Origin of the sequence: Amycolatopsis pigmentata (assembly GCF_042684065.1) — a bacterium.
Taxonomy (GTDB): Bacteria; Actinomycetota; Actinomycetes; order Mycobacteriales; family Pseudonocardiaceae; genus Amycolatopsis_E; species Amycolatopsis_E pigmentata.
Window position 1 is genome coordinate 556,650 of sequence record NZ_JBHUKR010000006.1, and the last position, 21,267, is coordinate 577,916.

At 69.2% G+C, this 21,267-nt stretch carries 18 protein-coding genes and 1 pseudogene; 11 read left to right on the forward strand and 8 right to left on the reverse strand.

The window, feature by feature from the left end; all coding sequences use genetic code 11:
* Positions 1-12: 12 nt before the first annotated feature.
* Positions 13-1,179, reverse strand: coding sequence for a glycosyltransferase 87 family protein (locus ACFSXZ_RS10470; protein WP_378263816.1), 1,167 nt, complete (start codon positions 1,177-1,179; stop codon positions 13-15).
* Between the two features lie 137 nt (positions 1,180-1,316).
* Here ACFSXZ_RS10470 and ACFSXZ_RS10475 point away from each other — a divergent pair, with 137 nt between their 5' ends.
* Positions 1,317-3,473, forward strand: coding sequence for a transglycosylase domain-containing protein (locus tag ACFSXZ_RS10475; RefSeq protein ID WP_378263818.1), 2,157 nt, complete (start codon positions 1,317-1,319; stop codon positions 3,471-3,473).
* Here the strand turns inward: ACFSXZ_RS10475 and ACFSXZ_RS10480 are convergent.
* The gene (locus ACFSXZ_RS10480; protein ID WP_378263820.1) at positions 3,470-4,081 is read right to left on the reverse strand and encodes a TetR/AcrR family transcriptional regulator; all 612 of its coding nucleotides are present in this window, start codon (positions 4,079-4,081) and stop codon (positions 3,470-3,472) included. The two genes, ACFSXZ_RS10475 and ACFSXZ_RS10480, sit on opposite strands and share 4 nt — an antisense overlap.
* Before the next feature lie 135 nt (positions 4,082-4,216).
* Between ACFSXZ_RS10480 and ACFSXZ_RS10485 the strand changes: the two genes are divergently transcribed.
* From ACFSXZ_RS10485 to ACFSXZ_RS10515, 7 genes are all read left to right on the forward strand, one after another.
* Positions 4,217-5,725, forward strand: coding sequence for an FAD-dependent oxidoreductase (locus ACFSXZ_RS10485; protein WP_378263822.1), 1,509 nt, complete (start codon positions 4,217-4,219; stop codon positions 5,723-5,725).
* A gap of 101 nt (positions 5,726-5,826) precedes the next feature.
* Positions 5,827-6,594, forward strand: coding sequence for an SDR family oxidoreductase (locus ACFSXZ_RS10490; protein ID WP_378263824.1), 768 nt, complete (start codon positions 5,827-5,829; stop codon positions 6,592-6,594).
* Between the two features lie 49 nt (positions 6,595-6,643).
* Positions 6,644-7,549 (forward strand): SDR family oxidoreductase, encoded by a 906-nt coding sequence (locus ACFSXZ_RS10495; RefSeq protein WP_378263826.1) that lies wholly within the window; start codon positions 6,644-6,646, stop codon positions 7,547-7,549.
* Positions 7,549-8,295, forward strand: a complete 747-nt coding sequence (locus ACFSXZ_RS10500) for an enoyl-CoA hydratase family protein (RefSeq protein ID WP_378263828.1) — start codon at positions 7,549-7,551, stop codon at positions 8,293-8,295. Before ACFSXZ_RS10495 ends, ACFSXZ_RS10500 begins: the two co-directional genes overlap by 1 nt.
* On the forward strand, positions 8,295-9,161 hold the full coding sequence (locus ACFSXZ_RS10505; RefSeq protein WP_378263830.1) for a CoA transferase subunit A: 867 nt from the start codon (positions 8,295-8,297) through the stop codon (positions 9,159-9,161). Before ACFSXZ_RS10500 ends, ACFSXZ_RS10505 begins: the two co-directional genes overlap by 1 nt.
* 147 nt (positions 9,162-9,308) lie before the next feature.
* Positions 9,309-10,040: a CoA-transferase subunit beta gene (locus ACFSXZ_RS10510; protein ID WP_378263832.1), complete on the forward strand. Its 732-nt coding sequence runs from the start codon at positions 9,309-9,311 to the stop codon at positions 10,038-10,040.
* A 2-nt stretch (positions 10,041-10,042) separates the two neighbouring features.
* Complete coding sequence (locus tag ACFSXZ_RS10515) at positions 10,043-11,209, forward strand: NAD(P)H-dependent flavin oxidoreductase (RefSeq protein ID WP_378264774.1); 1,167 nt, start codon at positions 10,043-10,045, stop codon at positions 11,207-11,209.
* A 36-nt stretch (positions 11,210-11,245) separates the two neighbouring features.
* Here ACFSXZ_RS10515 and ACFSXZ_RS10520 read toward each other — a convergent pair whose 3' ends face one another.
* A complete protein-coding gene (locus ACFSXZ_RS10520; protein ID WP_378263834.1) occupies positions 11,246-12,466 on the reverse strand; it encodes an MFS transporter in 1,221 nt (406 codons plus the stop codon).
* 80 nt (positions 12,467-12,546) lie between these two features.
* Here ACFSXZ_RS10520 and ACFSXZ_RS10525 point away from each other — a divergent pair, with 80 nt between their 5' ends.
* Positions 12,547-13,467: a LysR family transcriptional regulator gene (locus ACFSXZ_RS10525; RefSeq protein WP_378263836.1), complete on the forward strand. Its 921-nt coding sequence runs from the start codon at positions 12,547-12,549 to the stop codon at positions 13,465-13,467.
* 10 nt (positions 13,468-13,477) lie between these two features.
* Here the strand turns inward: ACFSXZ_RS10525 and ACFSXZ_RS10530 are convergent, their stop codons facing one another.
* Positions 13,478-14,218 (reverse strand): SDR family oxidoreductase, encoded by a 741-nt coding sequence (locus ACFSXZ_RS10530; RefSeq protein WP_378263838.1) that lies wholly within the window; start codon positions 14,216-14,218, stop codon positions 13,478-13,480.
* Between the two features lie 92 nt (positions 14,219-14,310).
* On the opposite strand from ACFSXZ_RS10530, the gene ACFSXZ_RS10535 reads away from it, so the two are divergent.
* Positions 14,311-14,871 carry a TetR/AcrR family transcriptional regulator gene (locus ACFSXZ_RS10535; RefSeq protein ID WP_378263840.1) on the forward strand — a complete coding sequence of 187 codons (561 nt, stop codon included), beginning with the start codon at positions 14,311-14,313 and terminating at the stop codon, positions 14,869-14,871.
* Between the two features lie 24 nt (positions 14,872-14,895).
* Here ACFSXZ_RS10535 and ACFSXZ_RS10540 read toward each other — a convergent pair whose 3' ends face one another.
* From ACFSXZ_RS10540 to ACFSXZ_RS10555, 4 genes are all read right to left on the reverse strand, one after another.
* Entirely contained in the window at positions 14,896-16,362 is a 1,467-nt protein-coding gene (locus ACFSXZ_RS10540; RefSeq protein WP_378263842.1) for an APC family permease, read from the reverse strand.
* A gap of 246 nt (positions 16,363-16,608) precedes the next feature.
* Entirely contained in the window at positions 16,609-17,760 is a 1,152-nt protein-coding gene (locus tag ACFSXZ_RS10545; RefSeq protein ID WP_378264776.1) for an acetyl-CoA C-acetyltransferase, read from the reverse strand.
* A 17-nt stretch (positions 17,761-17,777) separates the two neighbouring features.
* Positions 17,778-18,533, reverse strand: a complete 756-nt coding sequence (locus ACFSXZ_RS10550; RefSeq protein ID WP_378263844.1) for an SDR family oxidoreductase — start codon at positions 18,531-18,533, stop codon at positions 17,778-17,780.
* The gene (locus ACFSXZ_RS10555; protein WP_378263846.1) at positions 18,530-19,675 is read right to left on the reverse strand and encodes an acyl-CoA dehydrogenase family protein; all 1,146 of its coding nucleotides are present in this window, start codon (positions 19,673-19,675) and stop codon (positions 18,530-18,532) included. The genes ACFSXZ_RS10550 and ACFSXZ_RS10555 overlap by 4 nt, the downstream gene beginning before the upstream one ends.
* A gap of 69 nt (positions 19,676-19,744) precedes the next feature.
* On the opposite strand from ACFSXZ_RS10555, the pseudogene ACFSXZ_RS10560 reads away from it, so the two are divergent.
* Positions 19,745-21,232, forward strand: a pseudogene (locus ACFSXZ_RS10560) (FadD3 family acyl-CoA ligase); the annotation flags it as partial.
* Positions 21,233-21,267: the final 35 nt, after the last annotated feature.

The window sequence follows — 21,267 nt, forward strand, 5'->3', positions numbered from 1 at the left end:
GCAGCCCTGCCGTCAGGCCACGGTTTCCAGGTCCCAACGGGTCACCGTGGGGCCGGGCCTGCGGGTGAACCAGCGCGCCGCCATCACGGCCAGCAAAGCCAGCGCCAGCAGTTGGTAGCTGCTGCCGACGATCTTCTCCAGTGTGCCCCACTGGGCCACCGGAGGCAGGGCGTAGTGGGGCGCGAGCCACACGATCACCACCGCCAGCCATCCGGCGAGCAGCAGGGGGCCGTCGTGGCGCTGGTAGCCGCGTACGAGCACGAGCGCGGCGGTGGGCAGCGCGAGCACCCAGTGGTGCGACCACGAAATCGGCGACAGCAGCAGGTCCCCGGCCGCGGTCACGGCCAGCGCCATCGCCGGGTCCGCGTCGGCGAGCGCGCGCCGGGTGCCGAACCAGGTCATCGCCAGGATCGCCACGAGGCCCACGGCACCGAGAACGGTGAGCGGGAGACCGTCCAGGCCCAGCTTCTCCAGACTGGCGAACAGGGACTCGTTGGCCAGCGGGCCGCCGATCCGCATGGAGGTGGCGTTGAACACGCGGTCGGTCCAGTAGAACACCGAATCGGCAGGCATGAAGACGAAGGCGAGAGCGGTGGCGCCCACGAAACCGGCGGCCGCGGTGAACAGCGCGCGCCGGTCCCGGCGCAGCAGGAAGATCAGCACGAACCCGGCGGGGGTCAGCTTGACCGCCGCGGCCACGCCGATCAGCAGGCCGCGTGGCCAGCGCGGGTTCGGTGAGAGTACGTCGAGGGCGACCATCGTCATCAGGACGACGTTGATCTGGCCCCAGTAGACGGTGTTCGCCACCGGATGCCCGAGCAGCAGGGCGATCGCGGCCAGGGCCACCACCCACGGGCGGCCGAGCAGCCGGCGCAGTTCGGGCGCGCCGGAGGCGTAGACCTTCACCAGCGGGACCAGCGCGTAGGCGGTGACGGCGGTGACGAGCGGGTACCCGAGCCAGGTGGGTACCAGCGCCAGCGGCACGAACAGCAGCACCGACGACGGCGGGTAGGTGTAGGGGAGCGGCCCGCCGATGTCCGACACCGGGAGCTGGTGGTAGACGGAGTGGCCGTCGAGAAAGGTCAGCGCGCCGAGCCGGTAGACGTCCACATCGGCGTAGAGTTTGGGCAGTCCGTTGGCCAGACAGCCGAGCACGATCAGTAACAACGCGGTGAGCACAACGTCAGCGCGCGTTCGTACGCCACGTCTGTTTACCGAGGTCAATGGCCCGCCCGTGGAATTCCGGATTTCCCTGCTGTTGTTCTACACCACCGCCCAACGCCGATCCCACCCGGTCGCCATTAGAGTCTTCGGCCATGCGGAACAAGGTGTTCTGGCGTCGCGCGCGCCGCACGCTCTACGTGCTGACCGGCGTGGGGCTGGTGGTGCCCGTGGTCGCGTTCCTCATCACCTACTCGTCGGTGGTCGTGCCGGACCCGAGTTCACTGGCGGCAAGCCACAACCAGCAGGTGACCCTGTACTACTCGGACGGCTCGGTGATGTACACCAAGTCGGCGTCGGGCAGCCACCAGATGGTCTCCTGGGACCAGATCCCGGACGCGATGAAGAACGCGCAGATGGCGGCCGAGGACGCCACGTTCATGACGAACAACGGCTTCGACGTGTCGGCGATTCTCCGGACCGTGTGGAACCGGCTTTCCGGCGGCACCGGTGGTGGTTCCACCATCGGCCAGGAATACGTCAAGAACGCCACCGGCAATGCCCAGGACACCCTTCAGCGCAAGTTCGTCGAAATGGTCGAGTCGTTCAAGATGACCCGCACCTACTCGAAACAGGACATCCTCACCGCGTATCTCAACACCGTCTACTTCGGACGCGGGGCGTACGGCATCCAGGCGGCCGCGCATGCCTTCTACGGCATCGACGTCGCCAAGCTCAACACCGAGCAGGCCGCGTTCCTCGCCGGGATGGTGCAGAGCCCGGCGGCCGCGAACAACGCCACGTATCAGCACCGGCGCTACGACTACGTCATGGGCAGGTTGCTGGCGAACCACTGGATCACGCAGGCCGAGTTCGACACCGCCCAGTTCCCCACGCCGATCCAGGACACCGGCGGTGGTTCCGGCATTTCGCCGGTCCGCCAGTACATCGTCTCCGCGGTGTTCGACGAACTGGCGGCCAGCGGTCATCCGGAAGACGAACTCTACAACTCGGGCGCGAAGATCTACACCACCATCAACCCGAAGGCCCAGCAGGACGCCGAGGACGCCGTGAACAAGATCATGGCGGCGGACAAGGAGTACCCGGACGAGGGTTCCGCCCTGGTGTCGGTGGATCCGGGCACGGGCGGCATCCTCGCCTACTACGGCGGTGACGGGTCGACCTCCTACGACCTGGCGAAGACGCCGCAACAGCCGGGATCGGGGTTCAAGCCCTACGTGTTCGCCGCCGCGTTGCAGAAGAGCCCGGACACCATCGGCCTGAACACCATGTACGACGGCAGTGACAACCAGACCATCCAGGGTCAGGTGGTGCACAACTCCGACGGGGAAAGCGCGCAACAGGTCAGCGTCAAGGACGCCATGACGCAGTCGATCAACACGGTCTTCTACCAGATGGGTGCCCAGATCGGGGTGGGCACGGTGCGGCAGGCGGCGTGGTCGGCCGGTATCCCGAAACAGATCACCTCCTCGCTCGGGTCCACTTTCGACTCCCTGCAGAACACCGATCCCCGTACCGGCCAGGGCACCGGCAACACCGAACTCGGTATTTCGATCGGGCAGTACCCGGTGCGCCCGCTGGATCAGGCGCAGGGTTACGCCACCTTCGCCAACGACGGAAAATACGTTCCCGCGCATCTGGTCAGCCGGATCACCGACGCCGGTGGCGGCAGTCTGTTCCAGTTCGTCGCCGCGCCGAAACCGGCGTTCAGCACCGACGCCTCGACGAATTCCGCGATCGCCCGGACCGTGACCGCGTCGATGAGCGACGTCGCGACCCACTCCAAGGACGGATTGTCCGGCGGCCGCCCGACCGCCTCCAAGACCGGCACGGCCCAGTTCCAGAACACGGGCCACAACTCGGAGGCGTGGATGGTCGGGTACACCCCGCAGGTGGTCACCGCGGTGTGGTTCGGCAACAAGAAACAGCCCGCGCCGATCTACGGCAACTACCACAATGGCATCGGAAAGGAACACGGGTACGACGTCTACGGCCGTGAGGAGCCGGGTTACATCTGGCAGGCCTTCATGGACTCGTACCTGAACGGGAAGCCGGCCAAGCAGTTCCCCGAAGGGAACCTGATCATGGGGACGCCGGGGCAGGGCGACAACGGGGACCAGACCGACGACGGGTCCGGCCAGCCGAGCACGACCGGCCAGCCGTCGCCCAGCCGCCGCAACGGTGGGCCGACGTTCCCGTCCTTCCCGGACTCGGCGTTCCCGAGTTGCGCCTTCCAGTTCGACTGCTTCCCGTCCTCGACGACGTCCAGCGGACGGCGGCACCGGGGCTAGCGGTCTCGGGGCCGCACGAGGGGCAGGAAGAGTTCGTCGACGATCGACCGGACGCGCGCGGGCTCCGGGGGTTCGAGGTCCATGAGCAGGTCGTGGCGCACCAGGTCGAACGGCATGGCGAGGACCGCGGCGGGGATGCGGGTCAGGTCGATTTCGCCGCGCTCGTGCGCGCGTTGGTAGATGGTTCGTTCGTGCGGGAGCCGCCGGCCGCCCATGACCTTCTCGCGGACCTGCGCGGGGGTCAGGCCGGTGTCGGCCCTCAGCCCCGAGAAGGCGGCGGCCGCGGCGACGGCGAAGAAGGCGGCACGGGCTTCGCTGACGGCGGTCAGGTAGGCGAGCAGATCACCGCGCAGGGTGCCGGTGTCGGGCATCGCGACCGGCTTGGCGTTCCGGTGGTGCTCGATCGCGGCGAGCACGAGCTGGTCCTTGTTGGCCCAACGGCGGTAGAGCACCGCCTCGCTGGTGCGCGCGCGTACGGCGATCGATTCCATGGTCAGGCGGGCGTATCCGGCCTCGACCAGCTCGTCCCAAGCGGCTGAGAGCAGCGCGGCTTCGAGTTCCTTGCCGTGCCGGCGACGGCGGGCGGGTTCGGGCGCCTCGGTGACCATCGCCTCACGGTAGAAAGTCTTTCCTTTCTTGGCAACCGGGTCTATCGTGGTTAGAAAGTGATTCCTTTCTTAGTTGGGGTTGAGGTCATGACCGAGACAACGAAACTTTCGCCGCGAACCCAGGACGGACCGACGGTGCTGATCGTCGGCGCGGGCCCAACCGGCCTGACGCTGGCGTGCGAACTCGCCCGCCGCGGCGTCGCCTTCCGCCTGATCGATGCCTGTTCCGGGCCGCAGCCCGGCTCGCGGGGCAAGGGCATCCAGCCGCGTACGCTCGAGGTGTTCACCAATCTCGGCATCGTCGACCGTGTCCTCGCGGGAGGCCGGATGGCTATGCCGCTGCGTTCGACCGGTGTCGATGGTCGCGTGACGGTGGGTGGCGAGGAACCCGAGTCGTTGAGAAATCGTCCCGACATCCCGTATACGACGAGCCTGATCACCCCCGAATGGCGCACCGAAGAAGCGCTGAGGTCGCGGCTCGCGGAGCTCGGCGGGACGGTCGAGTTCGGCACCACGCTGGTCGGCTTCGAGCAGTCGGACGAGGGCGTGTCGGCGGTGGTCGTCAAGGGCGGCGATGCCGAGACGGTCACCGCGTGCTGGCTGGTCGGCTGCGACGGTGGCCGCAGCACCGTCCGCAAGCACGCCGGTATCGCCTTCGAGGGCGAGACCCGCGACGAGGTCCGGATGATCGTCGCCGATGTCGAGGTCGACGGCCTCGATCGCGATGCCTGGCACATGTGGCGGCACGAGGAGGGCTTCTGCGGTCTCTGCCCGCTGCCCTCGACCACCGTTTTCCAATACCAGGCCACCATCGGGCTGGAACAGGACTCCAGGCTCAGCCTCGCGAACCTGCAGGCGATCCTCGAGCGGCGGAGTGGCCGCACCGACATCCGTCTCCACGAGCCGGAGTGGTCGACGCTGTGGCGTGCCAACATCCGCCTCGCCGACCGTTATCGGGTGGGCCGGGTGTTCCTCGCCGGCGACGCGGCGCACGTCCACTCTCCGGCCGGCGGCCAGGGGATGAACACCGGTATCCAGGATGCGCACAACCTTGGCTGGAAGCTCGCGGCGGTCGCGAAGGGCGCCTCGCCGGTGCTACTCGACAGTTACGAGGCCGAACGGCGATCCGTCGCCGGTCGCGATGTGATACCGCTCTCCAACACGCTCCTCAAGCGTTGGATGGACCAGAAGGGCGTCGACACCCGCCGCGATGCGAGTACGTTACAGCTCCACCTGACCTATCGTGGCTCTGTCTTGGCGCGCGATGATCGCGACGAGACCGCGCTGCTGCGCGCCGGCGACCGCGCCCCCGATGCGACCCATCTGATGACAGTAGAAGGCGAAAGCCGGTTGTTCGACCTGACGCGCGATGGGCGCTTCACCTTGCTGAACTTCGGGGCCACGCCTGCGGTCGAAGCCGGCACCAGGACTCTCCATGTCGTCGGACGACCGACCGGCCCCGACGACATCGCCGACACCGAAGGCCATCTTGCCGATGCCTACGGCGCGGGCGAGGCCACCCTCGTGCTGATCCGTCCCGATGGTTATGTGGCGTTGATCTCCGACGCCGGTGATGCCTCGGCGGTATCGCGCTATCTCGCCGCGATCGGCCAAGCGGACTGCCTTCAGCTGACGTCACGGTAGATCGTGTTCCAGTTTCCCCACCGCTCAGCCGGTCGCATGATGGCGTGCGACCCGCGCGGGCGGGCCTTGTTCATTTTGAGAACGTGTTCTAGTTTTGGGGGGTGGTGAGCGACCTTCGGCAGGACGGTGCCGTGGTACTGGTGACCGGCGGCGTCCGTGGCGTCGGCGCCGGGATAACCCGCGCGTTCCTCGCGCGGGGGGCCACCGTGGTCACCTGCGCGCGTACCCCGCCGGAGCGGCCGCTCGGCGATTTCCACGCCTGTGACGTGCGCGACCCCGGCCAGGTGGAAGAGTTGATCGGCGCGATCGTGGCCCGCTACGGGCGGCTGGACGTCTTGGTCAACAACGCGGGCGGTGCGCCGTTCGCGCGGGCGGCCGAGGCGTCGCCGCGTTTCCACGACAAGATCGTCGGGCTCAACCTGCTCGCTCCGCTGCTGGTGTCCCAGCACGCGAACGCCGTGATGCAGCGCCAGGACTCGGGCGGCTCGATCGTGATGGTGAGCAGCGTCAGCGGCACCCGGCCGTCGCCGGGGACCGCGGCCTACGGCGCGGCGAAGGCCGGTCTGGACAACCTGACCGCGAGCCTTGCCATCGAGTGGGCGCCCAAGGTGCGGGTGAACGCTCTTGACGTCGGGATGGTGCGCACGGAGCGGGCCGAAGCGCACTACGGCAGCGAGGCCGGGGTGCGCGCCGTCGGGGCGACCGTGCCGCTGGGCAGGCTCGCCGAACCCGGCGAGATCGGTGACTGCGCCGTCTTTCTGGCTTCACCACTGGCTTCCTACGTTTCCGGCGCCACGCTGCTCGTGCACGGCGGTGGCGAGGTTCCCGCCTTCCTGGCGGCCAGCGATGTCAACAAGGAGCAGCCATGAGAGCCCCATGCCGCGGCGACGAACTCGCGGGAAAGAGGAAGGGACAGCGATGAGCTTGTGCCGGGACCGGGTCGTGATCGTCACGGGCGCGGGCCGCGGGATCGGGCGGGCGCACGCGCTCGCCTTCGCCGCCGAGGGCGCGCTGGTGGTGGTCAACGACATCGGCGTCGCGCTGGACGGCAGCGTGACCGGGGACGGACCGGCCGACCAGGTCGTGGCCGAGATCGAACAACGCGGCGGCCGGGCGGTCGCCAGTAAGCACGACGTGGCCGACTTCGACGGCGCCCGCGACCTGATCGGGACCGCGATCGGGGAATTCGGCCGGCTGGACGTGCTGGTGAACAACGCCGGATTCGTGCGGGACCGCATGTTGGTCAACCTCGGCGAAGAGGAGTGGGACGCGGTGATCCGCGTGCACCTGAAGGGCCACTTCGCCACGATGCGGCACGCGGCCGCGTACTGGCGCGCCGAGGCCAAGGCGGGCCGGACGCCCCAGGCCCGCGTGATCAACACCACCTCCGGCGCCGGCTTGCTGGGCAGCGTCGGGCAGTCGAGTTATTCGGCCGCGAAGGCCGGGATCGCCACGCTGACCGTGGTGGCCGCCGTCGAACTGGGCCGCTATGGCGTGACGGTCAACGCGATCGCGCCCTCCGCGCGGACCCGCATGACGGAGGAGGTGTTCGCCTCCGACATGGCCAAACCGGATTCGGGCTTCGACGCGATGGCGCCGGAAAACGTGTCACCTCTGGTGGTGTGGCTGGGCAGCGAGGAGTCGGCGGCGGTGACCGGCCGGGTCTTCGAGGTCGAGGGCGGGAAGGTCTCCCTCGCCCGGGGCTGGGAGCACGGCCCCGCCGCCGACAAGGGCGCCCGGTGGGAACCGGCCGAGCTCGGCCCGGTGGTCGGCGAACTGCTGGCGAAGGCACCGGAACCCGAACCTGTGTACGGAGCGAGCTGATGGCGATTTCGTGCGAGCGGGTGGACGCCCACATCGAAGTGATCACCGTGGACTTCCCGCCGGTGAACGCGTTGCCGGTGCGCGGCTGGTTCGATCTGGCCGGCGCGCTGCGGCGGGCGGGGGAGGACCCGGAGGTGCACGCCGTGGTGCTGCGGGCCGAAGGCCGCGGGTTCAACGCGGGCGTGGACATCAAGGAAATCCAGCGCTCGTCCGGATTCGACGCCCTGGTCGGCGCGAACAAGGGCTGCTACGCGGCGTTCGGCGCGGTCTACGAATGCGCGGTGCCGGTGATCGCGGCGGTGCACGGCTTCTGCCTTGGCGGCGGGATCGGCCTGGTGGGCAACGCCGACGTGGTGGTGGCTTCCGACGACGCGACCTTCGGGGTGCCCGAGGTGGAGCGGGGCGCGCTGGGCGCGGCGACGCATCTGGCGCGCCTGGTGCCGCAGCATCTGATGCGCACGTTGTACTTCACCGCCCGGACCATCACCGCCGAGGAACTGCGGTCCCACGGTTCGGTCTACCGGGTGGTGCCCCGCGACGAACTCGACGAGGCGGCGCTGGAAATCGCGCGGGACATCGCGAAGAAGGACACGCGGGTGATCCGGGCGGCCAAGGAGGCGCTCAACGGCATCGACCCGCAGCAGGTGCACCGCAGTTACCGGTTCGAACAGGGCTTCACCTTCGAACTCAACCTGGTGGGCGCCGCGGACGAGGCACGACAAGGGTTCCTGGAGCGGGAGCGGTGATGGCGGACAAGACGACGACGGCCGACGATGTCGTGGCCGAACTGTCGGACGGGATGACGATCGGGATCGGCGGCTGGGGCTCGCGGCGCAAGCCGATGGCACTGGTGCGCGCGATCCTGAGGTCGCCGGTGAAGGACCTGACGGTGGTGTCCTACGGCGGACCGGACGTCGGCCTGCTGTGCGCGGCGGGAAAGGTGCGGCGGGTCGTTTTCGGCTTCGTGACGCTGGATTCGGTGCCGTACGACCCGTGGTTCGGCTATGCGCGTCAATCGGGGCAGATCGAGGTCACCGAGTACGACGAGGGCATGTTCTGCACGGCGCTCTCGGCGGCCGCGCAGCGTCTGCCGTTCCTGCCCACCCGGGCCGGGCTCGGCTCCGGCGTGATGCGGTTCAACCCGGACCTGCGGACCGTGCGCTCGCCCTACGAGGACTCCGAAGAGCTTCTGGCGGTTCCGGCGCAACCACTGGATGTCGCGCTGGTGCACCTCAATCGCGCCGACCGGCGGGGCAACGCCCAGTATCTCGGGCCGGATCCCTACTTCGACGACCTGTTCTGCCTGGCCGCGCGGAAACGGTTCGTCTCGGTGGAAAAGATCGTGGACACCGCGCAACTGACCGAGACGGCGCCGGTGCAGTCGTTGCTGCTCAACCGGAGTTCGGTCGACGGCGTCGTGGAAACTCCGCGCGGAGCGCATTTCACCATGGCCGCGCCGGACTACGGCCGCGACGAACGGTTCCAGCGGCACTATGTGGCTTCCGCGAAGGACGCGGCCGCCTGGCCGAAGTTCGTGGACCGGTTCCTCTCCGGCGACGAACGAACCTATCTGTCCGAAGTGGACAAGTTCGCACAGGAGGCCGCGGCGTGATCGACGATGGCGGAGCCCCGATCGCGTGGGCCGACCGGGTGCGGGTGTCCCGCGAGACACAGGAGGCCGCGTGATCGACGATGGCGGAGCCCCGATCGCGTGGGCCGACCGGGTGCGGGTGTCCCGCGAGACACAGGAGGCGGTCGCGTGAGTGTGACGAGGGCCGAGGTGGCGGTGGTGGCGCTCGCCGAGGTTTTCCGGGGTGACGGGGAGATCCTGGCCAGTCCGATGGGGCTGATCCCGTCCCTGGGCGCGAAGCTGGCCCGGCTGACCTTCGAGCCGGATCTGCTGCTGTCCAACGGCGAGGCCTACCTGCTGGACTCCTCCGGGGTGCTCGAGGGATGGCAGCCGTTCCGGGCGATGCTGGAGACCATCGTGCCCCACGGGCGGCGGCACGTGGTGATGGGCGCCAACCAGCTCGACCGCTTCGGCAACCAGAACATCTCCGCGATCGGGGACCACGACCGTCCGGTGCGGCAGTTGCTGGGCGTGCGGGGCGCGCCGGGCAACACGGTCAACCATCGCACGAGCTACTGGGTGCCCCGGCACGGCAAGCGCGTGTTCGTCGAATCGGTGGACGTCGTGTCCGGGGTGGGCTACGACAACGCGGCCGCGACGGGGCCCTCCGCGCAGCGGTTCCATGACGTGTATCGCGTGGTGACCAACCTGGGCGTGTTCGACTTCTCCGGGCCGGATCACACCCTGCGGCTGGTGTCCCTCCATCCGGGCGTCGAACCGTCCGAAGTGGAGGAAGCGACGTCCTTCCCGGTGGAGATGTCCGCCACCGAGGTGACGCGGGAACCGACCGACGAGGAACTGAAACTGATCCGCGAGGTGCTGGACCCGGATGCGTTGCGGGACAGGGAGGTGCCCTCGTGAGCATCGAGACCGCGCTGACCCGGCTGACCGGGGTCCGGCATCCGGTGGTCCAGACCGGGATGGGCTGGGTGGCCGGACCGCGCCTGGTGTCGGCGACCGCGGAGGCAGGCGGGCTCGGCATTCTCGCGTCCGCCACGATGACCTTCGACGAACTCGAATCGGCCATCGCGGAGGTCAAGCGGCGCACCGCCCAACCCTTCGGCGTGAACCTGCGCGCGGACGCCGCCGACGCGGGGGACCGGGTGGATCTGCTGATCCGGGAGCGGGTCAAGGTGGCCTCGTTCGCGCTCGCCCCCCGCCAGGAGATGATCGCGAAGCTGAAGGATCACGGGATCGTGGTGATTCCCTCGGTCGGTGCGGCCCGGCACGCCGAGAAGGTCGCGGCCTGGGGCGCCGATGCCGTGATCGTGCAGGGCGGGGAAGGCGGCGGGCACACCGGGCCGGTGGCGACCACGTTGCTGTTGCCGTCGGTGCTGGACGCGGTGGACATTCCGGTGGTGGCCGCGGGCGGTTTCTTCGACGGGCGCGGTCTCGCCGCCGCGCTGGCCTATGGCGCGGCGGGCATCGCGATGGGCACCCGGTTCCTGCTGACGCGGGAAAGCACGGTCCCCGACGAGGTCAAGCGGTTCTATCTGGAGCAGGGCCTCGGCGGCACGGTGGTCACCCGCAGGGTGGACGGCATGCCGCACCGCGTGCTGCGCACCGAACTCGTCGACCGGCTCGAGCGCGCCGGGCGGGTGCGTGGTCTGGTCCACGCGCTGCGCAACGCGATCCGGTTCCGCGCGCTCACCGGGCTTTCACCGGCCGCGATGATCCGTGAGGGAATGGCCATGCGCCACAGCGGCGACCTCGGCTGGAGCCAGGTCGTCATGGCCGCGAACACGCCGATGCTGTTGCGCTCCGGGCTGGTCGAAGGCCGGACCGATGCCGGTGTCCTGGCCTCCGGACAGGTCGTCGGCCTGCTCGACGACCTGCCGACGGTGGCGGGACTCATCGACGGTGTGGTCGCCCGCGCCACGGCGATCCTGAAGAACCTGCCGGCTTCCGTCGCCGGCGAGCCGGACGACCGTGTCCTCCCGGGGGTCTGGGGGCTTGCCCCCAGCGGGGGGTGTGGGGGGCCGTGTCCCCCGCAAAACACAGGCGTCGTGACCCGGGAATGCGGCGGCTAGGCTAGCGCGTGTTCGCGCCTTGGAAACACAGCTAGTTCATCGAGGCGTCGCCTGGGCGAGCTTGCGCAGGGTCAACGCCAGCGCCAGCGCTCCCAGCACGAGCGCGCCGACGTAGAGCGAGACACCGGACCAGCCGCCCGCGCCGTAGGCGAGCCCGCCGACCGAACCGCCCACGCTGGAGCCGAGGTAGTAGCAGCACAGGTAGACCGACGGTCCCTGCACCCGCAGGGTGGCCGCCCGCGGACCGACCCAGCCACTGGCCACGGAATGGGCCGCGAAGAACCCCGCGGTGGTGACGACGAGTCCGATCACGACGACCACGATGTCCGGCGAAAGCATCAGGGCGACGCCGGCGAGCGTGATCGCGGCGGTGACGGGCAGCATGCGCGGCCGCCCGAGCGCATCGACCAGGCGGCCGGCCAGCGTCGAGGACACCGAACCGGCGAGGTACACCACGAAGATCATTCCGACGGCGATCGGGGCCAGCGCGAACGGCGGGCTCAGGAGCCGGAAACCCAGGTAGTTGTAGACCGTCACGAAGGAGCTCATCAGCAGGAAGCCACAGGCGAACAGGCGGAGAAGGCCCGAATCGGTGAAAGCGGCGCCCACGGCACCGGCCAACTGCCGGAAGCGGGGCGGAGCCGGGACGAAATGTGCCGACTCCACGATGCTGACGCGGAACACGACCGCGCAGAGGAGCGCGACGAGGCCGACGACCGCCAGCGCCCACCGCCAGTTCGCCAGGTCCACCACGAGTCCCGCGATCAGGCGGCCAGCCATTCCGCCGATCCCGTTGCCCGCGATGTAGAGGCCCATCGCGTAGCCCAGTGACCGGCGGTCGATCTCCTCCGCCAGATAGGACATCGCGGTCGCCTGCAGACCGGCGAGCGCGAACCCCTGCAGGGCGCGCAGCGCGAGCAGGACCGTGAAGGCCGGGCTTACGGACTGGACGATCCCCAGCGCCGCCGCGGCGAACAGGGAGAGGGCCATCATTCGCGTCCGCCCGATGACTCCCGACAACGCCGTCAACGGGATGATGCCCACCGCCAGCCCGCTCGTGCCGAACGAGACGGCAAGGCTCGACTCGGCCGGCGTCAGCCCGAACTGGGTGCTCAACGCGGGCAGAAGTGCCTGCACGCAGTAGAGAGTGGTGAAAGTAGCCAGCCCGGACGCGAAGAGCGCCAGGGTGATGCGACGGAAGTCGGGTGTGCCACGCAGGTGGCGAAGCCCCGCGGCCGGTGTCTGGGTGGCGGTCACGTGGACAGACCGTAAGCAGGGACATATTATTCGTCCAATACTGAAAATGTCCGTTTGTCATCCACAGGTGGATTGTTCTGATGGAAGACCCACTGACCACGGGCGTTGCGTGGCTCGCCCCGCGCGTGGCACTCCTGGAGGTACTGGCCGAGGAGAGCAACCTCACGCGTGCGGCCGCGCTCGCCGGCGTCCCCCAGCCCACGGCGAGTCGCTGGCTCGCCGAGTTGGCCGATCAGGTGGGCACTCCCGTGGCCGCCCGTGCCGGGCGGGGCATCCGGCTGACCTACGCGGGAGGGCTGCTGGCCGAAGCCGCGCGCCGGGCCGCGGGTGAGCTGCGGCAAGGTTTCCGGGCCGCCCTTGCCGAGGCCGATCCGGAGTCCGGGCACATTTCGCTGGCCTTCCTGCACACCATGGGAGGGGTCCGGGTCCCGGAACTGCTGGCGGGGTTCCGCGCCGCGCATCCCGGCGTCCGGTTCACCCTTGTCCAGGGCGCGAGCGAAGAACTGTTGCGGCGGTTGAGGACCGGCGAAGCCGATCTGATCCTCACCGCGCCGCTGCCCACCGGAGATCCCGGCTTCGAAATGTCCGCTCTCGCGCTGCAGCCGCTCGTGGCCGTTGTCCCGAAAGGACATCCGCTCGCCTCGCGCAAACGGGTCCGGATCGCCGAACTCGCGAAGTCGGAGTTCGTGTCGCTCAAACCGGGAGCCGGTGTCCGCCGCATCGTCGACGACCTGCTCGGCCAGGCGGGGTACACGCCGCGGGTTTCGTTCGAAGGCGAGGAAGCGGACACCCTGCGCGGAATGGTGGCCGCCCGGCTCGGCGTCACGATCCTCCCGGAGTCCGAACCGTTGCCCAACCCCGGCACGGTGGAGATCCCGCTCCACCCGCCGGCCTGCCGCGAGATCGGTCTCGTCTGGTCCGCGGACCGGCCGTTGCCGCCGGCCGTCCGCACGTTCCGCGACTACGCCGAGAGCGCGTCGGGCCGCACTCCGGCGCGATGAAGGCTCCCGGTCACCCCTGCCGGGCGGGCCGGATGGTGATGTCGCCGATTTCGACGTCGTCGGGCTGCTCGATGGCGAAGGCGATGGCGCGGGCCACGGCGTCGGGGCTGATGGCCAGCGTCGCCATGGCCTGCTGGGCTTGCGCACGCTGTGCGGGGTCGTCGACGTGGTCGACGAGTTCGGTGTGGACGTAGCCCGGTGAGATGGAGGTCGTGCGGAGAACGCCGTCGGTGGATTCCTGGCGCAGCGCTTCCAGCAGCGTCCGGACGGCGTTCTTGGTGCCCGCGTAGACAGCCTGCGCCGGCACGATCTTCAGCCCCGATGTCGACACGGTGGTGACGAAGTGCCCGCGACCCTGACGACGGAACACCGGCAGCGCGGCGGCGATGCCGTGCAGGACACCGCGCAGGTTGACGTCGATCATCGCGTCCCAGTCGTCGACGTCGAGCGCCGCCAGGGGAGCGAGCCGGGCGACTCCGGCATTGCCCACCAGGACATCGAGGCGCCCGAACCGTTCCACCGCCAGCGCCACCAGTTCCTCGACATCGGCTCGCCGGGTGACGTCGACCTCCCGCATCTCGGCACGGCCACCCTCGGCCCGGATCCGCGCCACCATCGCGTCGAGCCGGTCGGTGCGCCGGGCGCCCAGCACGACGGCCGCGCCCCGGGAGGCCAGTTCCACCGCGGTCGCCGCGCCGATACCGCTGCTGGCTCCGGTGATGGCGACGACCTTGCCGTCGAGTCCGTTCATCGAGACCCCTTCCCGCTAATCTGACAACTGTCCGGTTGACTTCCACAGTACCGGACACTTGTCCACTTGTTCGACGGAGGGGAGGCAGTGCCGTGGCGAATCGTGAGCTCCGGTCTGACGCGGCCGCCAATCGTGACCGCATCGTCGAGGTCGCCAGGGCCGAACTGAGCAGGTCGAACGGTGCGATCGCCGAGCTGAAGCTGCACGCGGTCGCCAAGTCGGCGGGGGTCGGGCAAGGCACGCTCTACCGGCACTTCCCGACCCGCGAGCATCTGCTCGCGGAGGTGTACCGGCATGAACTGACCCAGCTGGTGGACGCGGTGGCGCCGTTGCTGGCGCAGCACCCTCCGCTGGAGGCGCTGACCTGCTGGCTCGACCGGCTGGTCGCGTATGCGCGGGTCAAACGCGGTGTGATGGCGGCGATCGAGGCTTCCGCCTGGCAGGACCTCTACTCAGCGCACCACCATCGGCTCGACGACGCGCTCGGAAAGCTGCTCGATCAAGGCAAAGCCGCCGGCCAGGTGCGTGCGGAGGTCGACGCCACGGACGTCATCCTGCTGCTGGGCGCGTTGTCGCGTATCCCGGAATCGGACTGGGATACGCGGGCACCCACGATCGTGTCGGTGCTAGTCGACGGCCTCCGCGCTCGGTGAGAACACGCCGGGCGCGGTCCCGGTTCAGGGGTGGGTGGCGTGCTCGCGGGCCTTCTTCGGCCGGGGGCCCAGGTTGATCGTCGGGAATTCGAGGGTCGGCGCGTCGGCGCCGCGAAGCCAGCCCACGTCGAACTGGAGCGTTTCCCGATCGGCCGTGCGCAGCCCGGCGACGTTGAACTGCACGGTTTCCTGCTCCGCCGCGCGCAGCGCCGCGACGTTGAACTGGATGGTTTCCGCGTCGGCGGTCTTCGACGTCCGGCGGCCGAGTGCGACGACGCCCAGCAGAACCACGAGGAATGCGGCCCACGACCACCACATCGACGGTCCCGCGATCAGCGTCACCGCGGCGACCGTGATGGCCGAAACGACCGTGATGACCCTTGCTTTGATCCCTTTGGCCAGCCGCGCGAACGCGGCGACGCCGATTCCGTACAGCACGAAGTAAAGCCCGCCGGTGACACTGAACAAGACCTCGAAGGAGAACAGGCCACTCGCGCCCAGCGTCGCGATCAGCGTCAACGTCGCGCCCACCACGAGCACCGCCGCGACGGGATTGCGGTCACGTTCCCGTACCCGGCTCAGCTTGGCCGGCAGATAACCACTTCGCGCGAGGCCGAACACCAGGCGCGACAACGCGAGCGCCGCGGCGAAGACGTTGGCCGTGATGCAGGCGATCACCACGATCAGCATGACCGGGCGAGCCAGGGAACCCAGCGCCCGTTCCGCGAGGAGTACCAGCGGGGCCGAATCCAGCCGGCCGTCGGCGGGGTCCACGGTGGCGAACAGACCGAGCAGCAGCAGTGCGTACAGCACCACCACGATCGCGAAGGATGCCGCGAAAATGCGGGGGATCAGGTCCGAGCGCTTGTGTTCCTCGAACGTGAAGGCGACCGTCTCCCACCCGACGAAAGCCACGTAGACCGCGGTGAGCACGCCGCCGAGGTCGCCGTGCGCGGGCAAGGCCAGGTTCGGCGGCGCGAAACCGTGGACGGCCAGCGCGACGACCGCGATGCAGGTCACCAGGGCGAAGAGGCCGATGATCAACGCGACCTGGAGCTTGCTCGAGACGTTCGCCCCGAGGTAGGCGACGATCGTGCCGCCCGCCAGCACGACGATCGGGAAGACCTGTGCCGCGGCACCGATACCCAGGAACTGCGCGACGTAGCGTCCGCCGGTCAGGGCCGTCGCCGGCACCGCGGCGACCAGTCCGATGGTCGCGATGATCCCGACGGTGCGTCCCACGGCCGGCCCCAGGGCGACCTCCGCGTAATAGGCGATACCGGACGCCGAGGGATAGCGCCGGCCGAGCCATGCGTAGCAGGACAGCAGGGGAATGACGGAAACCGCGGCGATCGCCCACGGGATCCAGGCGGATTTGCCCAGCTGGTGATAGCTGACCCCGGGCAGGATCATCATTCCGCTGCCCAGCACGGCGGACAACGCCATGAAGGTGCCCGCGATTCCGCCCATGGATTTTTTCAGGTCGGTCAAGGCTGGAAATCCCCCGTACCGGTCAGACGCGCCGGTGTCCAGTACCGGCCGGCCGATGGTTCCACAACGTTACGGAGGGCCGGTGAACGGGTACCTGGTTTTCCCGAAAGTGCAAGAATATGTGTCAAGAAGTCCGGGTGAGGCTAATGTGCGAAAGTGGACGATCGCGTAGGGTTTCTGGTCAAAACGGGAAAAATTATGGACCAGCCCGGACGGACTGGTCCACAATTGCGCGTTTTTCGCCGATCAGAGCCGCTCGATGATGGTGACGTTGGCCGTGCCACCGCCCTCGCACATGGTCTGGAGCCCGTAGCGGCCCTCTCGCCGTTCGAGTTCGTGGAGCAGCGTGGTGAGGAGCCGGGCGCCGGTGGCGCCGATCGGGTGACCCAGCGCGATGGCTCCGCCGTTGACGTTGACCCGTGCCGGGTCGGCGCCGGTTTCGTCGAGCCAGGCGAGCACGACGCTGGCGAAGGCCTCGTTCACTTCGAACAGGTCGATGTCCTCCACGGAAAGCCCGGCCTTGCGCAGCGCGTGGGCGGTCGCGGGGATCGGTCCGGTCAGCATCCACACCGGATCGGCCGCGCGCACCGACAGGTGATGAACCCGGGCCCGGGGCGTGATCTGGTGTTCCTGAACGAATCGTTCCGACGCGACGAGCACCGCGCTGGCCCCGTCGGAGATCTGGCTGGCGACCGCGGCGGTCAGGCGGGAGCCCTCGGCCAAGGGTTTCAGCCCGGCCATGCGTTCCAGGCTGGTGTCCCGCCGCGGCCCCTCGTCGCGGCTGAACCCGTCGATCGGCGCGATTTCCCGCTCGAACCGGCCCGAGTCGGCGGCTTCGAGGGCCCGCCGATGACTGCTCAGCGCGAACTCCTCCATGGCTTCACGGGAAATCTCCCAGCGCTGGGCGATCATGTCCGCGGCCCGGAACTGGGACACCTCGATGCTGCCGTAGCGTTCCTGCCAGCCCTTCGAACCGGAGAACGGGTCGTCGAAGCCGTATTCGCGCCCGGCGAGCATCGCCGCGCTGATCGGGATGGCGCTCATGTTCTGCACGCCGCCGGCGACCACCAGGTCCATCGTTCCCGACATCACCGCCTGCGCGGCGAAAGCGACGGCCTGCTGCGAAGAACCGCACTGGCGGTCGACCGTCACCCCGGGCACGTGGTCCGGGAAATCGGCGGCCAGCCAGCAGGTGCGGGCGATGTTGCCGGCCTGCGGGCCGATGGTGTCGCAGCAACCGAAGATCACGTCGTCGGTCAGGCCCGGATCGAGACCGGTGCGCTCGAAGGCCGCCTTGAGCACGTGCGCGCCGAGATCGGCGGGGTGCACCGACGACAGCGCGCCGCCGCGGCGTCCGACCGGGGTGCGCACGGCGTCGATGAGGTAGGCGGAGGGCAGAGTAGCCACGGTTTCTCCTACGGGTGCTGACTGCTGACGGACACGACCTCGCCGGTCAGGTAGGAGGCGTAGTCGCTGGCGAGGAAAACCATGACGTTGGCGACTTCTTCCGGCGTCGCGGACCGGCCGAACGCCTCCCGTTTTTCCAGGTCGCGAAGGAGTTCTTCGCTGGTGACCTTGGCCAGGAAGGGATGCGTGGCCAGGCTCGGCGCGACCGCGTTGATCCGGACGCCGAGGTCGGCGGCGTCCATCGCCGAACACCGGGTGAGCGCCATCACCCCGGCCTTCGCGGCCGCGTAGTGCGCCTGACCGGACTGCGCACGCCAGCCGACCACCGAGGCGTTGTTCACGATCACGCCGCCGCCACCCTGCTCCGCGAATCGCCGCAAAGCCGCCCTGGTACACCGGAAAGTGCCGGTGAGGGTCACGTCCAGCACGCGCGACCATTCTTCGTCGGTCATCTCCATGACCGACCTGGTGCCGCCGAGGCCGGCGTTGTTGATCATGACGTCGAGCCGTCCGAAGCGTTCGGCGGTGCCGTCGATCAGCGCGCACACCTGATCCTCGTCGGTGACGTCACAGGGAATCGCGTGCACCGGGCCCAGCATGCCGAGTTCTTCGGCGGTTTCGGCGAGCCTGCGCTCGTGGCGGTCGCTGATCACGACGCGCGCGCCCTCTTCGAGGGCGCGCCGGGCGGCCGCCGAGCCGATGCCGGTTCCGGCGGACGCGGTGACCACGACGATCTTGTCCGCGAGCAGGTCGTGCCCCTTCACCCACGTACCTCCTTGGGCAGGCCGAGTATCCGCTCGGCGATGATGGTCCGCTCGATTTCGTCCGAACCGCCGTAGATGGTGTCGGCGCGGGAGAACAGGAAAAGCCGCTGCCACTCGTCCAGGCCCGGATCGGCGACCAGAGCCCGCGCGCCGCGTGCGCGCACGGCCAGTTCGCCGAGTCTCCGATGCCACCCGGCCCAGAGCAGTTTGCCGACGGCCACTTCGGGCCCGGCGGACTCGCCGAGGGTGCGCAGCGCGTGCGCGCGCAGGACCCGAAGGCCGATCTCGGCCCGGTTCAGCTCGTCGCGCAGTGCCGGGTCGTCGATCGCGCCGGTGCGCCGTGCCTGCTCGATCACGCCCTCGAGTTCGCGCCGGAACCCGATCTGCTGGCCCAGCGTCGACACCCCGCGTTCGAAACCGAGCGTGGCCATCGCGACCCGCCAGCCTTCACCCGGTTCTCCGACCACGAGGTCCGCGGCCGTGCGCGCGCCGTCGAAGAACACCTCGTTGAACTCCGAGGTTCCGGTGAGCTGCTGGATCGGGCGGATCGTCACGCCCTCCTGCCGGAGCGGAACGAGCAGGTAGGACAGCCCGCGATGACGGACTGAGCCGCGCTCGGTCCGGGCCAGCACGAAGCACCAGTCGGCGACGTGGGCCAGCGAGGTCCAGACCTTTTGCCCGTTGACCACCCATTCGTCCCCGTCGAGGACCGCCGACGTGGAGACCGCGGCGAGGTCGGACCCGGCGCCGGGCTCGGAATATCCCTGGCACCACAGTTCCTCGACGCGGACGATCTTCGGCAGGAAGCGTTTTCGCTGTTCCGGCGTACCGAGCGCGATCAGGGTGGGCCCGAACAGGTGCTCGCCGAGGTGGTTGACCCGGGCGGGCGCCCCCGAAGCGGCGTACTCCTCGTGGAAGGCGACCTGTTCGGCCAGGGACAGACCGCGACCGCCGAACTCTTCCGGCCACCCGACACACGTCCACCCCGCGGCGGCCATGTGCCGTTCCCACGCCAGCCTGGCGTCGAACGCCTCGTGCTCGCGGCCCGGGCCGCCGAGCCCGCGCAACCGAGCGAACTCGCCGGTGAGATTGCTCGCCAGCCAGTCCGCGGCTTCGGCTCGGATCCGCTCGGGATCGTTCACTCACACCTCCGTGCACTAGCCTGATAATGAGAACATGTTCTAGATTTGGTGTCCAGTGTGGGAGGTGCCATGGAGCCGGTGACGATTCCGGCCGCGATACGCGCGGCAGCAGCCCTTTTCGGGGACAACGAGGCGATCGTGGACGGGCATGTCCGGCTCACCTACGCCGAACTTCTGGAACGTGTTCGCCTCGCCGCCAGGATGTTCGCCGGACAGGGCGTGCGCCCTGGCGACCGGGTGGCCCTCAACGCCCCCAACACCTACCACTGGGTGATCGCCGCGCTGGGCGCGTTGTACGGGGGCGCGACCATCGTGCCGGTCAACACCCGGTTCACCGGGGTGGAGACGGTCGATCTGTTGCGCCGCAGCCGGGCACGCGCGCTGGTCGTCGCGGGGGATTTCCTCGGCGTCGACCGGCTGGCGGGAATCCGCGAGGCGGCGGGACCAGAGGGGTTGCCGGACCTGCGGTGCGTCGTGCGGATCGGCGGTGGGCCGGCCGAAGACGCGCTCTGCTGGGACGAAATCACCGAACGAGCCCAGGATGTGCCGCTCACCGGTATCGAGGCGGCGGCCGACGCCGTTTCCCCGGACGACGTGAGCGACATCCTGTTCACCTCGGGCACGACCGGCCGCAGCAAGGGCGTGATGTCCGCGCACCGGCAGGCTCTCGCGGTCGCCACCGCGTGGGCCGGTTGCGGCGAGTTGACCAGCGACGACCGGTACCTGGTGATCAATCCGTTCTTCCACAGCTTCGGGTACAAGGCGGGCATTCTCGCCTGCCTGGCCACCGGTGCCACGATCATCCCGCAGGCGGTGTTCGACGTGGGGGTCACGGCCGCGCTGATCGAGAGCGAGCGGGTGTCCGTGCTCCCCGGCGCGCCGACGATCTTCCAGGAACTGCTGCGCGATCCGCCCCGGGACACCTCCTCGTTGCGCCTCGCGGTCACCGGAGCCGCGACCGTGCCGGTGACCCTGGTCGAGCGCATGCGCGCCGAACTCGGTTTCCGCACGGTGCTGACCGCCTACGGCCTGACCGAGGCCGTGGTGGTGACCATGTGCCGTCCCGGCGACCCGGCCGAGGTGGTCTCGCGGACGTCCGGACGGGCCGCCGCGGGCTGCGAGGTCACGATCCGGGGCGAAGAGATCCTGGTGCGCGGCCCGAACGTGATGCTGGGCTACCTCGACGATCCGGAGGCCACCGCGCGGACGATCGACGCGGACGGCTGGCTGCACACCGGCGACGCCGGCAGGCTCGACGCCGAGGGCAACCTCATGATCACCGGCCGGATCAAGGACATGTACATCTGCGGCGGGTTCAACGTCTACCCGGCGGAAGTGGAACAGGTTCTCGAAGGGCTGGCCGGAGTGCGGGAGGTCGCCGTGGTCGGCGTCGAAGACGAACGGCTCGGCGAGGTGGGCAAGGCCTGCATCGTGGGAGAGGATCTGACCGAGGAGCGGGTGCGGGCGTTCTGCGCCGAGCGCCTGGCCAACTACAAGAGGCCCCGTGTGGTGGTGTTCATGGAATCCTTGCCCCGCAACGCTTCCGGCAAGGTTCTCAAACGCTTGCTGACCGAACCCGGGGAAAAGGCCCG